This is a genomic window from Micromonospora sp. NPDC047707, assembly GCF_040704235.1.
Classification (GTDB): Bacteria; Actinomycetota; Actinomycetes; order Mycobacteriales; family Micromonosporaceae; genus Micromonospora.
This window is the reverse complement of sequence record NZ_JBEYSU010000003.1, coordinates 62,975-81,473: the sequence shown is the minus strand read 5'-3', so window position 1 is coordinate 81,473 and position 18,499 is coordinate 62,975. Positions and strand designations below refer to the sequence as shown.

The window sequence follows — 18,499 nt, the reverse complement described above, 5'->3', positions numbered from 1 at the left end:
GTCAGGAAGGGCTCCGCGTACCGCCCGCCGTCCCGGTGCGGAAGGCCCGGCGGTACGCCGACGGCGACGTCCGCATCGCCCGGGCGAAGTGGTGCCGGTACGTGACCGGGGCGTCGAAGCCGACCGCGCCGGCGACCTCCTCGACCGGGACGTCGGTCGTCTCCAGCAGCGCCAGGCTGGCCCGGATCCGCTGGTCCACCAGCCACCGGATCGGGCTGGTCCCGGTGGCCCGCGCGAAGTGCCGCAGGTACGTGCGGGACGACATGTGCGCCTGCGCGGCCAGCCGCGCCACGGTGAGCGGTTCGGCGAGGTGCGCCAGGGCCCACGCCATGCTGCCGGCGATCCGGTGGTCGTCCGGGTCGGCCGCCACCGGCGCCTCGATGAACTGCGCCTGCCCGCCGTCGCGGTGCGGCGGGATCACCAGGCGGCGGGCGACCGCGTTGGCGACCGCCGCGCCGTGGTCGCGGCGGACCACGTGGACGCACAGGTCCAGACCGGCGGCGCTGCCCGCACTGGTGAGGATGTGGCCGTCGTCCAGGTAGAGCACGTCCGGGTCGACCGTGACGCGGGGATGCCGGCGGGCCAGCCGGTCGGCGTACCGCCAGTGGGTGGTGGCGCGCCGCCCGTCGAGCAGGCCGGCGCCGGCGAGGGCGAACGCACCGGAGCAGATCGACATGATGCGGGCACCGGACCGGTGCGCCCGGCGCAGCGCGGCGACCAGCTCCGGCGACGGGTCGGCGGTCACGTCGGCCACCCCCGGCACGATCACGGTCGCGGCGGCGGCCAGCTCGTCCAGGCCGTACGGGGTGTGCAGGGTGGCGCCGCCGACCAGCGGCACCGGCCCCGGCCGCTCCGCGCACACCGTGAGCGCGTACCAGTCGACGTCGAACTCGGGCCGGGGCAGCCCGAACACCTCGGTGACGATGCCTGTCTCGAAGACCGACATCCCGGGGTACGCGAGGACGGCGACACTGCGGTCGCGGGGGGCTCGGAGCGGCATGGCGGGATGTTAGCGGAGAACGGCGTACGCGCCACTCGCCCGGCCGCCCCGGCCAGGCCGACGATCGACGGCATGACCCACGCCTTCGCCGTACCGGCCGCCACGCCGGCCGTCGCCGCAGCTCACTTCCTCGCCCGCCTCGCCGTCGAGACCGACGTCAGCGACGTGCACGCCGACCTGGAGGCGGGGGTGCCCGGCCTGGTCGTGGTCGACTCGCGCGGTGCCGCCGCCTGGGACCAGGGGCACCTGCCCGGTGCCGTCCACCTGCCGACCGCCGACATCGCGACCCGCGCCGCCGGGATCGTGCCGGCCGGATCGCGGGTCGTCACCTACTGCTGGGGTCCGGGCTGCAACGGCGCGACGCGGGCGGCGCTGGAGTTCGCCCGGCTCGGGTACGCGGTCAAGGAGATGCTCGGCGGCTACGAGTACTGGGTCCGCGAAGGGCTCCCCGTCGTCGCGCCGGGCGGGCTCACCCGCCGGCCGGTCGACGAGCTGACCGCGCCGCCCGCCGCGATCACCTGCGACTGCTGAACCCTGCCGGCGCTCCGCCTGGTGCCGGGGTGCCGGGTCACCCGGCCGGCTCGTCGGTGAGCCGTTCGCCCCGGCGGCGCAGCATGGTGAGGCCGGGGATGCCGGCGACGGCCAGCTTGAGGTCGCGGGTGACGTCGAGCAGGTCGTGCAGGTCCGGCCCGACCCGGTCGAGGGTGGCCAGGATGGGCAGGATGTCGGCGGTGAGGTGCTGCCGCAGCTTGGGCAGCTCGTCGACGAGGCGGATGGCGGCGGCCACCTCCTCGTGGCTGAGCTGCTCCACGAAGTGGTTCGCCATCGGGGCGCCCCGGCGCAGCGCGGGCTCGTACGCGGTCAGCAACTCCGCCGCGGTGGCCGCCGCCTCCGCCGCGACACCCACCGTCTCGGCCGCCCGGCCGGCGATCGAGTCGGCCGCGCCGACCACGGCGCCCGCCGTCCGGGCCACCTTCTCCGCCTCGCCGACCACCACTGTCGCGGCGGCGGCCACCTCGGCGGCGTTCTCGATGGCGGTGGTCGCGGCGGCGCTGATGACCGCCACCTCGGCCACCGCCGCCTCGGCGTCGGTGAGTACCCGGTCGGTGCGGTCCAGGGACGTCTCGATCCGGTCCACCACCCCGTCGATCCGCGTCAGCAGCGCCTCCACCCCGTCGAGCACCGCGGAGGCGCGGGCGGGGATCGCGGCGAACGAGGCCGCCGAGTCGAGGGCGGAGCGGGTGAGGCCGACGACCGACGCGGGCCGGGGGAGGGGAATCGCCATGGCACCCAGTGTGCGTCAGCGGCGCTCCCCGTGCTGTTCGACGGCGCGTTGCACGGCCCGGTAGATCTGCCCGAACCGGAGCGCGTCCGGGGTGCGCAGCAGCAGCATCTCGCGGCCGTGCGCCTGCACCCACAGCTCGTGCACGCGGTTCCCCCGCTCGTACGAGCGGTCCAGCCACCCGAGCGGGATCTCCAGGAAGGGCGTCAGCGCCAGCGCGAGCACGACGCACGCGACGAGGGTGATCAGCACCGGCAGCCAGCCCCGGTCCGGCACCGACCACGCGAGCGAGAGCGCGCACACCACGGCCACCAGCGGTGGCAGCGACAGCACCAGCACCAGGACGCCCCGGCCCAGGACCCGCCCCCGGACGGCGAGCGTCGTCCGTCCCTTGGCGTGCCAGACGTACGTCACGTCGGCGATCGCCACCGCCAGTCCACCGACCCGGATCGACTCGGACGTCACCTGCACCACGTCGTCCCGGTAATAGAGGGCCATCACTAAGCCTAACCACCCCGCGGCGAACCGCCGGTGTCCGCGAGGACGGGTCGGGGCCTCCTGTCGGGTCCGTCGGACTGCCGCCGTCGGTACCCCGCGACGTCCCGGTGGCGGCTCACCTCGTCTCACGCGGGCCGGTCCCATGGTTGCCGGCCGGCGCCTTTGGAACTGACTCATTCACGACATCAGCCGATACCTCGTCGCCCTGCCAGGTCTCCCGGTGGGGGTCGTCGTCCGGTCCGGCTTGTCAGGGGCGTTCGTCGTCCGGTTCGGGCCAGAGGCGTTCGGCGTCCGGTCTGGCTTGTCGGGGCGTTCGGCGTCCGGTCCGGCTTGACAGGGCGTTCGGCGTCCGGTCCGGCTTGTCAGCGGCGATCGGCGTCCGGTTCGGGCCAGAGGAGTTCGGCGTCCGGTCCGGGCGCAGGGGGTTCGGCGTTCCGGCCCGCTAGTGGCAAGCGACGTTCGGCGCTGACGCCGGGCGGCGGACAGCCTGTCGCCGCGAGTGCCGGCGCGGGGTGATCCAGCAACGACATCAGGTCCAAAGGGGCCGGGAGGGCTACGTGGAGGGACGCGTCGACGACGAAACAGGTTCCGAGCGGCACCGGCAGGCGGGCCCGGGGGACCGAGCAGGAGCGCAACGTCGAGGTGGTCCGGCGGTACTGGCGGACCACCGTCACGAGGGACCCGGCGGAGCTGCGCGCGGCGGCGGTCTCGTCCCCGGGCTCACCGTGCTCGCCCCGGCGATCGTGGAGCTGCTCGCCGCCGAGGATCGCTACGGCCTGCTGCGTGGCCTGGGCATGCTGCCGGACCCGCCGATCCCGTTCTGACCCGCGCCGATCGCGTTCTGGCCCGCGCCGATCGCGTTCTGGCCCGCGCCGATCGCGTTCTGGCCCGCGCCGATCGCGTTCTGGCCCGCGCCGATCCCGTTCGGGCGGCGAACCGCGGGCGGGTGGCCGGCCTCGACGGCCCGCTGCACCGCCCGGTAGATCTGGCCGAACCGCAGGGCATCCCCGGTGGCCAGCAGCTGGACCGGTCGGCCGCGCCAGCGGGCCCAGATCTCCAGCCGCCGGCTGCCGCGGGCGTACGAGCGGTCCAGGTGCTCGAAGAGAAAGTCGGCGACCGGCCCGACGGCCAGCCCGACCAGCACCGAGGCGCCGACGATCCCGACCGTGACGGCGGCGGAGCGGTCCAGCCAGAGGGCGAGCGCGATGCCCAGCCCGGCGGCGACCAGGGGCCCGGCGAGGGCCGCGCCGATCGCGCCCCGGCCGGCGAGCACCCGCCACGAGCGGCTGCCGCGGTGGTGCCACACGGCGCTGATCTCGGCCAGCGCAAAGGTCCGACCGTCCACCCGCACGGCGGTGGAGGTGACCTGGACCGACCTGTCGTCGTAGTACGTGACCATCACGGAACTCCCGGTGGCGGCGCTGACACCAGACTACGTACCCCAACGAGCCGGGCCGTAAGGTTGGCACGCGACTTCGACGAGGAAGTGAGGGTCAGCGTGGGCGAGTTCGTGCGGCTGGAGACCAAGGGCGGCATCGGCACCATCCGGCTGGAGCGGCCGCCGATGAACGCCCTCAACACCCAGGTGCAGGAGGAGTTGCGCGCCGCGGCGACGGCGGCCACCGCCGACCCGGAGGTCCGCGCCGTCATCGTGTACGGCGGAGAGAAGGTCTTCGCGGCCGGCGCGGACATCAAGGAGATGGCCGATATGTCCTATGTGGACATGGCCGACCGCGCCGCCGACCTGTCCAGCGCGCTGGGTGCGATCGCACGGATCCCCAAGCCGGTGGTCGCGGCGATCACCGGGTACGCGCTCGGCGGCGGCTGCGAGCTGGCCCTCGCCTGCGACTGGCGGGTGGTCGCCGAGGACGCCAGGCTCGGCCAGCCGGAGATCAAGCTCGGCATCATCCCGGGCGCCGGCGGCACCCAGCGGCTCGCCCGCCTGGTCGGCCCGGCTCGCGCCAAGGACCTGATCATGTCGGGCCGGATGGTGGACGCGCAGGAGGCGCTGCGGATCGGGCTGGCCGACCGCGTCGTCCCGGCCGCCGAGGTGTACGACGCCGCGGTGGCGTTGGTGAAGCCGTACCTGACCGGGCCGGTGCAGGCGCTGCGCGCGGCGAAGCTCGCGGTCGACGGCGGCCTGGACATGGACCTGAACTCCGGCCTCGCCTGGGAGAGCCAGCTCTTCGCGGCGCTGTTCGCCACCGACGACCGGCGCGAGGGCATGGCGGCGTTCGTCGAGAAGCGGAAGCCGGACTTCACCGGCCGCTGACCCGAGCGGTGTTCACATTCGGGCTACCGCTGAGTAGCGTGTGACCCCGGTCATCCGGAACGAAGGGGAGCGGTGATGTCGGAGCGGATCGAAGGTCACGGCGGCGAGCTGGCGCTCGCGGCGCTGCGCGCGTACGGGGTGCGGGAGATGTTCACCCTCTCCGGCGGGCACGTCTTCCCGCTCTACGACGCCGCGCACAAGGGCGACTTCCCGATCTACGACGTGCGGCACGAGCAGTCGGCGGTCTTCGCGGCCGAGGCGGTCGCGAAGCTCCAGCGGCGACCGGGTCTCGCCGTGCTCACCGCCGGCCCCGGTGTCACCAACGGCATCTCCGGGTTGACCAGCGCGTTCTTCAACGCGTCGCCGGTGCTGGTGCTGGGCGGGCGGGCCCCGCAGTTCCGGTGGGGTTCGGGCAGCCTCCAGGAGATGGACCACCTGCCGCTGGTCGCCCCGGTGACCAAGCACGCCGAGACGGTGTTCAGCACCGACGACATCCCGCGGGCGGTGGGAGCGGCGCTGACCGCGGCGCTCACCCCGCACCGGGGTCCGGTCTTCCTGGACTTCCCGCTCGAGGCGGTCTTCTCGGTGGCCGACGCGGACCTGCCCGCCCCGGCGGGCATCGCCCCGATCGAGCCGGACCCGGACGAGGTGACGAAGGCGGCCACCCTGATCGCCGGCGCCAGCCGTCCCGTGATCATCGCCGGTTCCGACGTGTACGCCGGTGACGCCGTCACCGCCCTGCGCGAGGCGGCCGAGGCGCTCCAGGTGCCCGTCTTCACCAACGGCATGGGTCGCGGCGCGCTGCCGCCGGAGCACCCGCTTGCCTTCGCCAAGGCCCGGCGGGTCGCCCTCAAGGGCGCCGACGTGGTCGTGGTCGTCGGCACCCCGCTCGACTTCCGGCTCGGCTTCGGCGACTTCGGCGACGCGAAGGTGGTGCACGTCGTCGACGCGCCGAGCCAGCGCGCCGGGCACGTCCAGCCGGCCGCCGCGCCCGCCGGCGACCTGCGGCTGATCCTCTCCGCGTTCGCCGGGCACACCGGCGACCGGGCCGACCACGCCGACTGGATCGCCGGCCTGCGGACCGCCGAGGACGCCGCCAAGGCCCGCGACGCCGAGGAGATGGCCGCCGAGAGCGACCCGATCCGCCCCGCCCGGGTCTACGGCGAGCTGCGCAAGGTGCTCGCCCGCGACGCCATCACCATCGGCGACGGCGGGGACTTCGTCTCGTACGCCGGCCGCTACCTGGAGCCGGCGCAGCCCGGCACCTGGCTCGACCCGGGCCCGTACGGCTGCCTCGGCACCGGCATGGGCTACGCGATGGGCGCCCGGGTGACCCACCCCGACCGGCAGGTCTGCGTGCTGATGGGCGACGGGGCGGCCGGCTTCTCGCTGATGGACGTGGAGTCGCTGGTCCGGCAGAAGCTGCCGGTCGTGATCGTGGTGGGCAACAACGGCATCTGGGGCCTGGAGAAGCACCCGATGCGGGCCATGTACGGCTACGACGTCGCGGCCGACCTCCAGCCCGAGCTGCGCTACGACGCCGTGGTCGGTGCGCTCGGCGGCGCCGGCGAGACGGTGGCGAAGGCCGCCGACCTGGGGCCGGCGTTGAAGCGGGCGTTCGAGGCGGGCGTGCCGTACCTGGTGAACGTGCTGACCGACCCGACCGACGCGTACCCCCGCTCGTCGAACCTGGCCTGAGCCGGACCGGCCGCCGGCACGCGGTGCCGGCGGCCGGTCAGGCGTCGGGGCTCTTCTCCTCGCGCGGCGGGTCGCCCTCGCGGCGCCGCAGGTCGTCCTCGCGGCGGCGCAGGTCGTCCTCCCAGCGCCGGAACAGGTCCTGGTCCCGCGGGCGGGTGCGCTCGTCGATCGAGCGGAGGAACTCGGGGTCGTCGTCGGGGGCGACCGGCCGGGGCTTGCGCTCGGCGACGCCCTTGCCGACCGGCCATGCCTTCGCGGCGCCACCGGCACCGCGGTCACGGCCGGCGACGAACCAGGCGATCGACCCGACCAGCGGGAAGAACAGGATGATCAGCACCCAGGCGACCCGGGGCAGGGCGCGGATGTTGCCCTCCTCGGCCGAGAGGCAGCTGATCAGAGCGCAGACGGCGAGGACGATCTGCGCGAGGAAGACGAGGACGTACAGCCGGGCCATGACTCCATGATGACGCACCCGCGCCGGCTACCACACCCCGCGTATCAGCACCACGACACCGAGCGTGGCGTACCCGACGGTGGCCAGCGCGGCCAGCGGCACGGCCCGGCTGTAGGCGGCCCGTCGGGCGACCGTCACCCGCCACCAGCAGACGAGCAACGCCGCCGACCAGCCGAGCACCGCCACCCCGCCGAGCGTCACTCCGGCCGCGCCGAGGGGCAGCGCCAACCGCACGGTCAACACCATGACGACCGTCATCGCCAGCGCGGTGCGCCGCCAGGCGAGCCGGGTCCGTTCGGGTTGCAGGCCCGGGTCGGGCCGGCTGGCCCCGGACGCCCGGTCAGCCATTCCCGCCGATGGTGCGGACCAGCACCGCGGCGACCAGGAGCAGCGCCCCTACGCCCACGGCGAGCGCCAGGACGGCCGGGAAGCGGGAGGCGGGCAGCTCCTCGCCGAGCCGGATCGCACGCTCGGTGCGGGCCCAGTGGTCGATGGCCCGGACCGCGACAGCCCCGCCGAGCAGCAGCAGGGCGATGGCGATCGCCTCACGCAGGTGGGCCAGCGGCAGCGGCGGCAGGAACTGTGCCGTGGCCAGGCCGCCGGCGACCAGCGCCAGGCCGGTCCGCAGCCAGGCGAGGAAGGTGCGCTCGTTGGCCAGCGAGAAGCGGTAGTCCGGCGTGGTGCCCACCGAACGTAGCTCCTGCGGGTCGAACCACCGCCTGATCGCCTGCCACACGTGCTGATTATCCGCTTCCATCCGGACGTAGCCTGGTCTGGTGACGGATCTTGATGTGAACACCCTCCGGAGGGCGTACGACCGCCGCCTGCGCGCCTTCGTGCCCGACCCGCTGCCGGCCGGCGTGTCGATCGAGCGGGACGGCCCGCTGCTGCGGTTCCTCGGCCTCGACGACGGCGGCTTCCTCACGTACCACGACCTGGGCGGCCTGGCGGGCGCGGAGCTGGACGAGCTGATCGCCCGGCAGGTGGCGATCTTCCGGGATCGGGGCGAGCCGGTCGAGTGGAAGCTGCACGGCCACGACGAACCGGCCGACCTGGCGGACCGGCTGCGCGCCGCCGGGTTCGTGCCGGAAGCGCCGGAGACCGTCGTGATCGGGCCGGTCGCGCCAATCGCCGCCGCCCTCCCGGTCGTTCCCGAGGGCGTCCGGCTGCGCGAGGTCACCTCGCGTGCGGACCTGGACCGGATCGTGGCGATGGAGGAGGCGGTGTGGGGCACCGACCGCAGCCACCTCGGGCCCGGCCTGGAGAAGGAGCTCGCCGCCGACCCGCAGTCGATCACCGTGGTGGTGGCCGAGGCCGGCGACGAGGTGGTCAGTGCCGGCTGGGTGCGGTACCCGCACGGGACCGGGTTCGCGACCCTCTGGGGCGGCTCGACCCTGCCCGCCTGGCGTCGTCGGGGGATCTACCGGGCCCTGGTCACCTACCGGGCCCGGCTCGCCGCGCAGCGCGGCGCCACGCTGCTGGAGGTGGACGCCTCGGCGGACAGCCGGCCGATCCTGGAACGGCTCGGCCTCGTCGCGGTCACCACGACCACGCCGTACGTCTACACTCCGTGATCATGGAGCAGCGGTTGACGGCCGAGGAGCGGCTGACTCTCAAGACCGGAGCCTTCGGTGCGGTCTTCCTGGTGTCCAACGCCGACCCCGGCATGATGGCGCTGTTCCGGGAGAGCTTCGCCGCCTCCGGGGCGATGGCCGACACCAGCGGGGTCGTCAAGGAGGCGCTGACCACCGGCCCGCTGCCCAGGCTGCCGAGGGACTCGGCGCTGGAGATCGAGTCGGTGGTGCTCCCGGCGCTCACCCGTGCGGTGGCGATCCTGCGGAGCAAGGCTCCGTCGGAGGTCGGGACGTACCGCGAGGTGGTGCTCGCCGCGGCGGACCGGGTGGCCCAGGCGCACCGCGGCGTCAGCCCGGAGGAGACGGCGATGATCGAACGGATCCGCGCGGCGCTGGCGCAGGCGGCCTGAGCTGCGCGGTGAGCTGTGTCACCCCCGCCCTCCGGAGAGGGCAAGCTACTTGTGGGTAACATTGCGCCGTGGGCAACTGCACAGCGGCCCGCGGTTGACCGAGCGTTAAGTCACGCGGGAGGCTGCGCCCCAGACCGGGCGAGCGATCGCCACAACCACAGGAGGGTCGTCGAAGCGCGATGAACATCGTCGTACTCGTCAAGCAGGTGCCCGATTCGGGCGCGGACCGCAACCTGCGCACTGACGACAACACCGTCGACCGCGGTTCGGCGAACAACGTCATCAACGAGATGGACGAGTACGCCATCGAGGAGGCGTTGAAGATCAAGGAGGCGCACGGCGGCGAGGTCACCATCCTGACCATGGGTCCGGACCGGGCGACCGAGTCGATCCGCAAGGCGCTCTCCATGGGGCCGGACAAGGCCGTGCACGTCGTCGACGACGCCCTGCACGGGTCCTGCGCCGTCGCCACCTCCAAGGTGCTCGCCGCCGCGCTCGGCCAGCTCAACGCCGACCTGGTCCTCTGTGGCGCCGAGTCGACCGACGGCCGCGTCCAGGTCATGCCGCACATGATCGCCGAGCGGCTGGGCGTCGCCGCCCTGACCGGCGCGCGCAAGCTCACCGTGGACGGCTCGACCCTGACCGCCGAGCGGCAGACGGAGGAGGGTTACGAGGTGGTCACCGCCTCGACCCCGGCCGTGGTCTCCGTCTGGGACACCATCAACGAGCCGCGATACCCCTCCTTCAAGGGCATCATGGCCGCCAAGAAGAAGCCGGTGCAGACCCTGTCCCTGGGTGACCTCGGCGTCGCCCCGACCGAGGTGGGCTTCGACGGCGCGACCAGCACCGTGCTGGAGCACAGCAAGCGCCCGCCGCGCTCCGGCGGCGCGAAGGTCACCGACGAGGGCGACGGCGGCGCGAAGCTGGTCGAGTTCCTCGCCACCGAGAAGTTCGTGTGAGAGCAGGTACGGACATGTCTGAGGTTCTCGTCGTCGTCGAAGCCACTCGGGAATTCGGCGTCAAGAAGGTCACCCTGGAGATGCTCACCCTCGCCCGCGGCCTGGGCACGCCCAGCGCGGTCGTGCTCGGTGGCCCCGGCGCCGCCGAGGCGCTGAGCGCGAAGCTGGGTGAGTACGGCGCGGAGAAGATCTACGCGGCCGAGAGCGAGGAGATCGACGGCTACCTGGTCGCCCCGAAGGCGACCGTGCTGGCCGAGCTGGTCCAGCGGGTGCAGCCGGCCGCCGTGCTGCTCGCCTCGTCGCAGGAGGGCAAGGAGATCGCCGCCCGCCTCGCGGTCAAGCTCGACAACGGCATCCTGACCGACGTGGTGGCCCTGACGGCCGACGGCACCGCCACGCAGGTGGCCTTCGCCGGCTCCACCATCGTGAAGTCCAAGGTCACCCGTGGCCTGCCGCTGGTCACCGTCCGGCCGAACTCGCTCAACCCGGAGCCGGCCGCGGCCAGCCCGGCGGTCGAGCAGCTCACCGTGTCGGTCACCGACACCGACAAGCTGGCCAAGGTCGTCGACCGGGTCGCCGAGCAGAAGGGCTCCCGCCCGGAGCTGACCGAGGCGTCGGTGGTCGTCTCCGGCGGCCGCGGTGTCGGCAACGCCGACAACTTCAAGCTCGTCGAGGAGCTGGCCGATCTGCTCGGCGGTGCGGTCGGCGCGTCCCGCGCCGCCGTCGACTCGGGCTTCTACCCGCACCAGTTCCAGGTGGGCCAGACCGGTAAGACCGTCTCCCCGCAGCTGTACGTCGCGCTCGGCATCTCCGGCGCGATCCAGCACCGGGCCGGCATGCAGACCTCGAAGACCATCGTCGCCGTCAACAAGGACGCGGAGGCGCCGATCTTCGAGCTGGCCGACTTCGGCGTGGTGGGTGACCTGTTCAAGGTCGTACCGCAGGCCGCCGAGGAGATCCGTAAGCGCAAGTGAGCTGAGCTCGTACCACGACGAGGGCCGGGAGCCGGGCAGGTTCCCGGCCCTCGTCGTGCCGCCGTCCGCCCGGAACCGCACGACTGGCGGCTCCGACCTGGGAGGATGGACCTGTGGGCCCCCGCGCACCCCCCGGCCCGGACGTGGGAACGAGGAGTGCGAATGCCGGTGAAGGCGCCCGGAAGTGGCCACCACGCGCTGGCCGTGCACGAGGTCGTCCTGCTGCTGGAGACCGACACCCACCGCGGCCTGAGTGCCTCGGAGGCGGCCGGGCGCCGGGAACGCTTCGGCCCGAACGTGCTGCCGACCGCCGCCCGCGGCAGTGTGCTCCGCCGGCTGCTCCGGCAGTTCCAGAACCCCCTCGTGTACGTGCTGCTGGTCGCCGGCCTGGTCACCCTGCTGCTCCGCGAGTACGTCGACGCCGCCGTGATCCTCGGAGTGGTCGTCGTCAACGCCGTCATCGGCTTCCTCCAGGAGTCCAAGGCCGAGGCCGCGCTGGACGCGCTTCGCACGATGGTGCGGACCGAGGCCCGGGTGGTGCGGGACGGCCGGCCACGGCGGGTGCCCTCGGACGACGTGGTCCCCGGCGACCTGGTGCTGGTCGAGGCGGGGGACAAGGTGCCCGCCGATCTGCGCCTGGCCCGCGCCGACGAGGTGCGGGTGGACGAGTCGACGCTGACCGGCGAGTCCCAGCCCGTACGCAAGGACGAGGTCGTCGTCGCCGACGAGACGCCGGTGGCCGACCGGAGCAACGTGTTGTACTCCGGCACCCTGGTGACCGGCGGTTCGGCGGCCGGCCTCGCCGTGGCGACCGGGGCGGAGACGGAGCTGGGCCGGATCCACCGCCTGGTCGGGAGCGCCCAGGTCCTGGACACGCCGCTGACAACCAAGCTGGCCCGCTTCAGCCGGGTACTGACCGTCGTGATCCTGCTGCTCGCCGGGGTGACCTTCGCGGTCGGCGTCCTACGCGGGGAGCGGGCCGGCGAGACGTTCACCGCGGCCGTGGCGCTGGCCGTGGGGGCCATCCCCGAGGGCCTGCCGGCGGCGGTGACCATCACCCTGGCGATCGGGGTCGCGCGGATGGCTCGCCAGCAGGCGGTGATCCGCCGGCTGCCGGCGGTGGAGACGCTGGGCAGCACGACGGTCATCTGCACCGACAAGACCGGCACCCTGACCGAGAACCAGATGACCGTGCGGGCGGTCTGGACGCTCGCCGGCCGGCACAGGGTCAGCGGCAGCGGCTACGCGGCGGCGGGGGAGATCCGCGACCCCGACGGCGGCATCGCGCGTACCGGGGAGGACGGCGCGCTGCGCTGGTCGCTGCTCGCCGGGGTCGCCTGCAACGACGCCCGGCTGGACGAGCGGGACGACCGGTGCGTGGTGCTCGGCGACCCCACCGAGGTGGCGATGCTGGTGGCCGGGGCCAAGGTGGGCCTGCGGGGTGCGGAGGTGGCCGCCGAGTTGCCCCGGGTCGCCGCGATCCCGTTCACGTCCGAGCGGCAGTTCATGGCGACCCTGCACGACACCCGGGACGGCGAGCGGGTGGTGCTGGTCAAGGGCGCGGTCGAGCGGGTGGTGGAGTGGTGCGCCGAGGCGCTGGACGAGGAGGGACGGACGGTGCCGCTCGACCGGCGCGCGGTGCTGGCGGCCGCCGGGGAACTCGCCGGTGAGGGCCTGCGGGTGCTGGCCACGGCGATGGCGCGGGTCGGCGGTGGTGCCGGGCTGGCGGAGGAGGACCTGCCCGGCAACCTGGCCTTCACCGGGCTGCACGCCATGCTGGACCCGCCGCGGGCCGCGGTCGCCGACGCGATCGCCGCCTGCCGGCGCGCCGGGGTCGCGGTGAAGATGATCACCGGTGACCACCGGACCACCGCGAGCGCCATCGCCGTACGCCTCGGACTGCTGGACGCGGAGCCGGGGCCCGGCGCGGTGCTCTCCGGCACGGACCTCGCGGAGCTGCCGGACGCCGAGCGGCCGGCGGCGGTGGACCGCGCCTCGGTGTTCGCCCGCGTCTCGCCCGAGCAGAAGCTCCGGCTCGTCGAGGCGTTGCAGGCGGACGGGCAGGTGGTCGCGATGACCGGGGACGGCGTCAACGACGCGCCGGCCCTGCGGCAGGCCAACATCGGGGTGGCGATGGGGCGGAGCGGCACGGAGGTGGCCAAGGAGGCCGCGGACATCGTGCTCACCGACGACGACTTCACCACGATCGAGGCGGCCGTCGAGGAGGGGCGCGGGGTCTTCGCCAACCTCACCAAGTTCATCACCTGGACGCTGCCCACGAACACCGGTGAGGGCCTGGTCGTCCTCGTCGCGATCGTGCTCGGTACGGCGCTGCCGATCCTGCCCAGCCAGATCCTCTGGATCAACATGACCACGGCGGTGCTGCTCGGCCTGACGCTCGCGTTCGAGCCGAAGGAGGCCGGGGTCATGGAGCGACCGCCCCGCGACCCGGCTCAGCCGCTGCTCACCGGCGCCCTGGTGGCCCGGGTCCTGCTCGTCGCCGCGCTGCTGGTGGCCGGTGCCTGGTGGCTCTTCGAGTGGGAGCTGGGCTCCGGGGCGGAGTTGCCGGAAGCGCGTACGGCGGCGGTGAACCTCTTCGTCACCGTGCAGGCGTTCTACCTGCTGAGCTGCCGGTCGCTCACCCGCTCACCGTGGCGGCTGGGGCTGTTCAGCAACCGCTGGCTCCTCGCGGGGGTGCTGCTGCAGGCTCTCGGCCAGGCCGCGCTGACCTACCTGCCGGTGATGAACACGCTGTTCCGGACGGCGCCGATCGGCGCCGACACGTGGCTGCGGATCGTGGCTGTCGCCGTGGCGGTCAGCGCCGTCGTGGCGGTGCACAAGCGGTTCGGCCGCCGGCTCGGGTGAGGCCGGCGGCCGTTGCGGCGGAAGGGGAGCTGATCGGCGGGCCGGGGAGCTGAGCCGGCCCGCCGATCAGCCCGTCAAGGTGCCCCTCAGCAGGCTGTTGCCGGAGTGGGCGGTGTTGTTGTCGTACGCCTCGGCGGAAACGTCGACAACCGAGTATGCCTCAAGGTCCACGTTCGGTGGCAACGGAAGCAGCTCGTCCTTCTGCGCACCGAGCACGCCGACCGAGAACATCGCCATGGTGTCCGGGTTGATCAGCCACACCTCGTAGTACCCCGCCACGTCCGGGAGATTCGCCACGTGCAGGTGCAGTCGCCCGTTGTCGAACACCCGGGCCTCGCCGTTCGCGTCCGGCGGGGTCGAGCCGTACGCGGTGAGCGGCGCCGTGGCCAGCACCGGCGGTGCCGGCTGCGGGTCCGGGCCGGTCACACCGAGCACCGTGAGCGTGCCGACCACACCCATGGCGGCGGCGGCGACCGCGGTCACCGCGGTCGTCAGCCAGCGCGGCCGGCGGGCCCGCCGGTGCGCCGGCGGCGACGGCACCACCGCGGGCGGGTCGCCGGCGGTGCCGGTCGGCGCGGCCGGCGACACCGGGCGGCGCGCGCCCGCGATCGTGGGCAGCTCCTCGGCGGCCCGGACCTCGGCCACGATGCCCTGCCACACGTGCTCGGGCGGGTCGGGCAGGTCCCGCAGGCCCTGCGCGCCGGCGCCGAGGCCCGCGACGTGCTGGAGGGTCTCCATCTCGAGGCGGCAGTGTTCGCAGCTGTCGAGGTGGGTGCTCTCCCCGTTGTCCGCCTCGCTCTCACCGAGCGCCAGGAAGACCAGCCGGTCGTGGTCCAGGTGTTGCACCGTCCACCTCCCATCTGCGTTTCAAGCTCTGCATGCCGCGTCGGATGTGACTCTTCACCGTGCCGAGGGGCACCCCGGTCACCGCCGCTATCTGCTGGTGTGTCAGGTCGTCGAAGAACGCCAGCTCCAGCATGCGTCGCTGGTCGTCGGGGAGTCGAGCCAGCTCGTCCGCCACGACCAGCCGGTCGACCACGGTGTCCGGATCGGGACCGGCCGGGGCCGGGTCGGGCAGTTGACGGACCGTCTCGACCACCCGGCTCTCCCGGGCCGAGGCGCGCAGCCGGTCGACCACCTTGCGGCGGCCGATACCGAGCAGCCAGCCGATCAGCGACCCTTTGGCCGGATCGAACGTCTCGCGCCCCAACCAGGCGGCCACGAACGTCGCCTGCGTCACGTCCTCGGCGTCGCTGCGGTTGGCCAGCGTGCTGGTGGCCAGGTGGAGCACCGCCCGGCCGTACCGGTCGTACGCCTCCCGGAGCGCCGCCTCGTCGCCGGCGCGGAAGCGGGCGGCCAGGTCGTCCTCGGGCGGACCCGGGGGCTGCTGTGGTGCCGCCGTCACGGGTCGGCTCGCCTTCCTCGGGGCATGCCCGACTGTAACTCCCACAGCCTCCGCCCCACTTTCCTGGTCGTGTCGTTCCCACCCGCTCTTCGTCGTGGGGGCCGCCCGCGGATGCGGTCGCCCGGAGAAAAAGAAATCGTCTCCGGCCGCATCCAGCCGGCGCGGAACGGGCGTAACCCGTTTCGCAAGCCGAGCCTGACGAATCAGCTCCAATCACCAGGAGGCAGACATGCAGCTCTCGTACATCCGCCGGGCGGCCGCCGGCGGCGCGGTCGCCGCGCTGACGTTCGCCGGTGTCGCCGCCGTCACCGCGACCCCGGCGTACGCCGCGACGTCCAAGGTCTCCGTGGTGCACGGCATCCCGGACACCCCGGTGGACGTCTACGTCAACGGCGAGAAGACCCTCTCGAACTTCGCGCCCGGCGACGTGGCGGGCCCGCTGGACCTGGCGGAGGGGGCGTACGACATCGCGCTGACCAAGCCCGGCGAGCCGGTCGGCAGCGCGATCCTCACCGTCGACGACGCCCAGGTGCCGGGCGGGGCGAACATCAGCATCGCCGCCCACCTGGACGCGAACGGGCAGCCGAAGATCACACCGTTCGTCAACGACACCGCGAAGGTCGGCGCCGGCAAGGCGCGGCTGATCGTCCGGCACACCGCCGCCGCCCCGGCGGTGGACGTGCGGGCCGGTGGCACTCCGGTCTTCGAGGACCTGACCAACCCGAACGAGGCCAAGGCCGACGTCGACGCCGGCACCGTCAGCGCGGACGTCGTGCTCGCCGGCACCTCGACCGTGGCGATCGGCCCGGCCGACCTGAACCTGCGCGAGGGCACCGCGACGATCGTCTACGCGATCGGCTCCGCCGAGGCGAACAACCTGGAGGTCGTGGCGCAGACGATCACCGGCCTGCACTCGGCCCCGGCCGGTGTGCCGAGCGGTGACGGCGGCCTGGCCGGCACCGGCGTGGGCACCTGGTGGTACGTGCTGGCCGGCGCGGGTGTGCTCCTGCTGGTCGGTGGCGGGGCGCGGGTCGCCACCGCCCGGACCGGCCGCCGGTGACGGTGCGGGATCGCGGGGCGCTGGCGGCGATGGCCGCCGGCGCCGCCGCGCTCACCGTCGCCGCGCTGGTCGCCTGCGCCAACCGGCCGGCGGAGGACGTCGGCGCGGACGAGGCGGCCGCACTCGCCGGCGCCAGCCCCTCGGCGACGGCCACCGGCGGCGGGTCGTCCGTGCCGGTCACCGCCGGCGACCTGCCCGCCGGGCCGGAGGTCGTCCCGCCGGTCCGCCTGGAGATCCCGACGATCGGGGTGACCGCCAGGGTGAACGCGGTCGGGATCAACGAGCGGACCGGCGAGTTCGAGGTGCCACCCAGCGTGGACCAGATCGGCTGGTACCGGTACGGCCCCGGGCTGGAGGCGACGGCCGGGTCGGTGGTGATCGCCGGGCACGTCGACAGCTCGACCCAGGGCCGGGGCGCCTTCTTCCGGCTCCGGGAGCTGGACCGGGGTGACACGCTCACGGTCACCGACGGCGCCGGCGGGGAGCGCGCCTACCGGGTGGTCGCCCGGGAGGAGTACCGGAAGACGAAGATCCCGCTGGAGCGGTACTTCGCGCGGGACGGGGCTCCGCGCCTCACGCTGATCACCTGCGGCGGGCCGTTCGACGCCGAGACCCGCCGCTACCGCGACAACATCGTGGTCACGGCCGTGCCGGCGTGACCGCCGGGACGCGCCCGTCGGCCGCCCGACCTGCCGGCTGACCGGGCCGCGCCGAGCCGGGGCGGGGGAGGAGACGCACCCCCGCCCCGGCTCCGGCGTACCGGGCGAGCTCCGCCGTTCGCGGCCCGCGTACTCCGGCGTCCGGCGGGTGCCCGGATGGTCGTTAGGCTGAACCCTGATGGCTTACCTGGATCACGCGGCGACGACTCCGATGCTCGACGAGGCACTGGAGGCGTACGTCGCCACCGCCCGCGAGGTCGGCAACCCGTCCGCCCTGCACGCGGCGGGCCGCCGTGCCCGCCGGCGGGTGGAGGAGTCGCGGGAGCGGGTGGCCGCCGCGCTGGGCGCCCGACCCTCCGAGGTGATCTTCACGGGCGGCGGCACGGAGAGCGACAACCTCGCCGTCAAGGGTGTCTTCTGGGCGCGCCGGGCCGCGGACGGCCGGCGGACCCGGGTGGTCTCCAGCGCCGTCGAGCACCACGCCGTGCTGGACGCGGTCGACTGGCTCGCCGCTCACGAGGGCGCCGAGGTGGGCTTCCTCCCGGTGGACGCGGCCGGTCGGGTCGACCCGGATCAGCTCCGCGCCGAGCTCACCGCGCGCGGCGACCGGGTCGCCGTGGTGACGACGATGTGGGCGAACAACGAGGTCGGCACGATCCAGCCGGTCGCCGCGCTGGCGGCGGTCGCCGCCGCGCACGGCGTGCCGTTCCACACCGACGCGATCCAGGCGGTCGGCCAGGTGCCGGTCGACTTCGCCGCCAGCGGCGTCTCGGCGCTCACCGTCACCGGGCACAAGCTCGGCGGGCCGGCCGGCGTGGGTGCGCTGCTGCTCGCCCGCGACGTCGCCGCCACCCCGCTGCTGCACGGCGGCGGCCAGGAGCGCGACGTCCGGTCCGGCACGCTCGACACCGCCGGCATCGTCGCCTTCGCGGTCGCGGTGGAGACGGCGGTCAAGCGCCAGCAGGAGTACGCGGCCCGCGTCGCCGCCCTCCGCGACGACCTCGTCGAGCGGGTCCGGCAGGCGGTGCCGGAGGTCGTGTTCAACGGCGACCCGGTGGACCGGCTGCCCGGCAACGCGCACTTCTCCTTCCCCGGCTGCGAGGGCGACGCGCTGCTGCTCCTGCTCGACGCGCAGGGCATCGCCTGCTCCACCGGTTCGGCCTGCTCGGCCGGGGTGGCCCAGCCGAGCCACGTGCTGATCGCGATGGGCGCCGACGACGACCGCGCCCGTTCCTCCCTGCGCTTCACCCTGGGCCACACCAGCACGGAGTCGGAGATCGACGCCCTGATCAGGGCCCTCCCCGCGGCGGTGGACCGCGCCCGCCGCGCCGCCAGCTACCGCACCCCCCGCTGAGCCCGCGACCGCCGGCCAGCAGCCGTGGTGCCCGA

Annotated in this window: 20 protein-coding genes and 1 pseudogene; 12 read left to right on the top strand and 9 right to left on the bottom strand. The window is 74.1% G+C overall.

Annotated features, from left to right (window positions below):
• Position 1 precedes the first annotated feature (1 nt).
• Positions 2 to 1,000 (bottom strand): transcriptional regulator FtrA, encoded by a 999-nt coding sequence (gene ftrA, locus AB0873_RS04300; protein WP_366598354.1) that lies wholly within the window; start codon positions 998 to 1,000, stop codon positions 2 to 4.
• Positions 1,001 to 1,072: 72 nt separating this feature from the next.
• On the opposite strand from ftrA, the gene AB0873_RS04295 reads away from it, so the two are divergent.
• Positions 1,073 to 1,531, top strand: coding sequence for a rhodanese-like domain-containing protein (locus AB0873_RS04295; protein ID WP_366598353.1), 459 nt, complete (start codon positions 1,073 to 1,075; stop codon positions 1,529 to 1,531).
• A 37-nt stretch (positions 1,532 to 1,568) separates the two neighbouring features.
• Here the strand turns inward: AB0873_RS04295 and AB0873_RS04290 are convergent, their stop codons facing one another.
• Complete coding sequence (locus tag AB0873_RS04290) at positions 1,569 to 2,285, bottom strand: hypothetical protein (protein ID WP_366598352.1); 717 nt, start codon at positions 2,283 to 2,285, stop codon at positions 1,569 to 1,571.
• Between the two features lie 15 nt (positions 2,286 to 2,300).
• Positions 2,301 to 2,780 (bottom strand): DUF6232 family protein, encoded by a 480-nt coding sequence (locus AB0873_RS04285; protein WP_155333729.1) that lies wholly within the window; start codon positions 2,778 to 2,780, stop codon positions 2,301 to 2,303.
• Between the two features lie 557 nt (positions 2,781 to 3,337).
• On the opposite strand from AB0873_RS04285, the gene AB0873_RS04280 reads away from it, so the two are divergent.
• Complete coding sequence (locus tag AB0873_RS04280) at positions 3,338 to 3,604, top strand: hypothetical protein (protein ID WP_366598351.1); 267 nt, start codon at positions 3,338 to 3,340, stop codon at positions 3,602 to 3,604.
• Positions 3,605 to 3,723: 119 nt separating this feature from the next.
• Here AB0873_RS04280 and AB0873_RS04275 read toward each other — a convergent pair.
• Positions 3,724 to 4,179, bottom strand: a pseudogene (locus tag AB0873_RS04275) (DUF6232 family protein); the annotation flags it as partial.
• 99 nt (positions 4,180 to 4,278) lie between these two features.
• Here AB0873_RS04275 and AB0873_RS04270 point away from each other — a divergent pair.
• Together AB0873_RS04270 and AB0873_RS04265 are read left to right on the top strand one after the other, a co-directional pair.
• Positions 4,279 to 5,052: an enoyl-CoA hydratase-related protein gene (locus tag AB0873_RS04270; RefSeq protein ID WP_366598350.1), complete on the top strand. Its 774-nt coding sequence runs from the start codon at positions 4,279 to 4,281 to the stop codon at positions 5,050 to 5,052.
• Positions 5,053 to 5,127: 75 nt separating this feature from the next.
• The gene (locus AB0873_RS04265) at positions 5,128 to 6,750 is read left to right on the top strand and encodes an acetolactate synthase (protein WP_366598349.1); all 1,623 of its coding nucleotides are present in this window, start codon (positions 5,128 to 5,130) and stop codon (positions 6,748 to 6,750) included.
• 37 nt (positions 6,751 to 6,787) lie between these two features.
• Here the strand turns inward: AB0873_RS04265 and AB0873_RS04260 are convergent, their stop codons facing one another.
• The 3 genes from AB0873_RS04260 to AB0873_RS04250 are packed head-to-tail and all read right to left on the bottom strand — an operon-like array spanning position 6,788 to position 7,940.
• Complete coding sequence (locus AB0873_RS04260; protein ID WP_366598348.1) at positions 6,788 to 7,204, bottom strand: PLD nuclease N-terminal domain-containing protein; 417 nt, start codon at positions 7,202 to 7,204, stop codon at positions 6,788 to 6,790.
• 27 nt (positions 7,205 to 7,231) lie between these two features.
• Complete coding sequence (locus AB0873_RS04255; RefSeq protein WP_366598347.1) at positions 7,232 to 7,552, bottom strand: DUF202 domain-containing protein; 321 nt, start codon at positions 7,550 to 7,552, stop codon at positions 7,232 to 7,234.
• A complete protein-coding gene (locus AB0873_RS04250) occupies positions 7,545 to 7,940 on the bottom strand; it encodes a DUF202 domain-containing protein (protein WP_366598563.1) in 396 nt (131 codons plus the stop codon). The genes AB0873_RS04255 and AB0873_RS04250 overlap by 8 nt, the downstream gene beginning before the upstream one ends.
• Positions 7,941 to 7,980: 40 nt before the next feature.
• On the opposite strand from AB0873_RS04250, the gene AB0873_RS04245 reads away from it, so the two are divergent.
• The 5 genes from AB0873_RS04245 (at position 7,981) to AB0873_RS04225 (ending at position 13,986) form a co-directional block, all read left to right on the top strand.
• Positions 7,981 to 8,778 (top strand): GNAT family N-acetyltransferase, encoded by a 798-nt coding sequence (locus AB0873_RS04245; RefSeq protein WP_366598345.1) that lies wholly within the window; start codon positions 7,981 to 7,983, stop codon positions 8,776 to 8,778.
• Positions 8,775 to 9,188, top strand: coding sequence for a hypothetical protein (locus tag AB0873_RS04240; protein WP_366598344.1), 414 nt, complete (start codon positions 8,775 to 8,777; stop codon positions 9,186 to 9,188). The genes AB0873_RS04245 and AB0873_RS04240 overlap by 4 nt, the downstream gene beginning before the upstream one ends.
• A 179-nt stretch (positions 9,189 to 9,367) precedes the next feature.
• On the top strand, positions 9,368 to 10,147 hold the full coding sequence (locus AB0873_RS04235) for an electron transfer flavoprotein subunit beta/FixA family protein (RefSeq protein WP_155333721.1): 780 nt from the start codon (positions 9,368 to 9,370) through the stop codon (positions 10,145 to 10,147).
• 14 nt (positions 10,148 to 10,161) lie between these two features.
• On the top strand, positions 10,162 to 11,121 hold the full coding sequence (locus AB0873_RS04230) for an electron transfer flavoprotein subunit alpha/FixB family protein (RefSeq protein ID WP_366598343.1): 960 nt from the start codon (positions 10,162 to 10,164) through the stop codon (positions 11,119 to 11,121).
• 162 nt (positions 11,122 to 11,283) lie between these two features.
• The gene (locus tag AB0873_RS04225; RefSeq protein WP_366598342.1) at positions 11,284 to 13,986 is read left to right on the top strand and encodes an HAD-IC family P-type ATPase; all 2,703 of its coding nucleotides are present in this window, start codon (positions 11,284 to 11,286) and stop codon (positions 13,984 to 13,986) included.
• Positions 13,987 to 14,052: 66 nt separating this feature from the next.
• Here AB0873_RS04225 and AB0873_RS04220 read toward each other — a convergent pair whose 3' ends face one another.
• Both AB0873_RS04220 and AB0873_RS04215 read right to left on the bottom strand, forming a co-directional pair.
• Entirely contained in the window at positions 14,053 to 14,832 is a 780-nt protein-coding gene (locus AB0873_RS04220; RefSeq protein WP_366598341.1) for an anti-sigma factor, read from the bottom strand.
• Complete coding sequence (locus AB0873_RS04215; protein ID WP_155333717.1) at positions 14,786 to 15,391, bottom strand: sigma-70 family RNA polymerase sigma factor; 606 nt, start codon at positions 15,389 to 15,391, stop codon at positions 14,786 to 14,788. The genes AB0873_RS04220 and AB0873_RS04215 overlap by 47 nt, the downstream gene beginning before the upstream one ends.
• Positions 15,392 to 15,620: 229 nt before the next feature.
• Between AB0873_RS04215 and AB0873_RS04210 the strand changes: the two genes are divergently transcribed.
• The 3 genes from AB0873_RS04210 to AB0873_RS04200 all read left to right on the top strand — a co-directional run bounded on the left by AB0873_RS04210 (position 15,621) and on the right by AB0873_RS04200 (position 18,464).
• The gene (locus AB0873_RS04210) at positions 15,621 to 16,451 is read left to right on the top strand and encodes a DUF4397 domain-containing protein (RefSeq protein ID WP_155333716.1); all 831 of its coding nucleotides are present in this window, start codon (positions 15,621 to 15,623) and stop codon (positions 16,449 to 16,451) included.
• Positions 16,448 to 17,110 (top strand): class F sortase, encoded by a 663-nt coding sequence (locus AB0873_RS04205; protein WP_366598340.1) that lies wholly within the window; start codon positions 16,448 to 16,450, stop codon positions 17,108 to 17,110. The genes AB0873_RS04210 and AB0873_RS04205 overlap by 4 nt, the downstream gene beginning before the upstream one ends.
• A gap of 178 nt (positions 17,111 to 17,288) precedes the next feature.
• Positions 17,289 to 18,464: a cysteine desulfurase family protein gene (locus AB0873_RS04200; RefSeq protein WP_366598339.1), complete on the top strand. Its 1,176-nt coding sequence runs from the start codon at positions 17,289 to 17,291 to the stop codon at positions 18,462 to 18,464.
• The last annotated feature ends 35 nt before the right edge of the window (positions 18,465 to 18,499 follow it).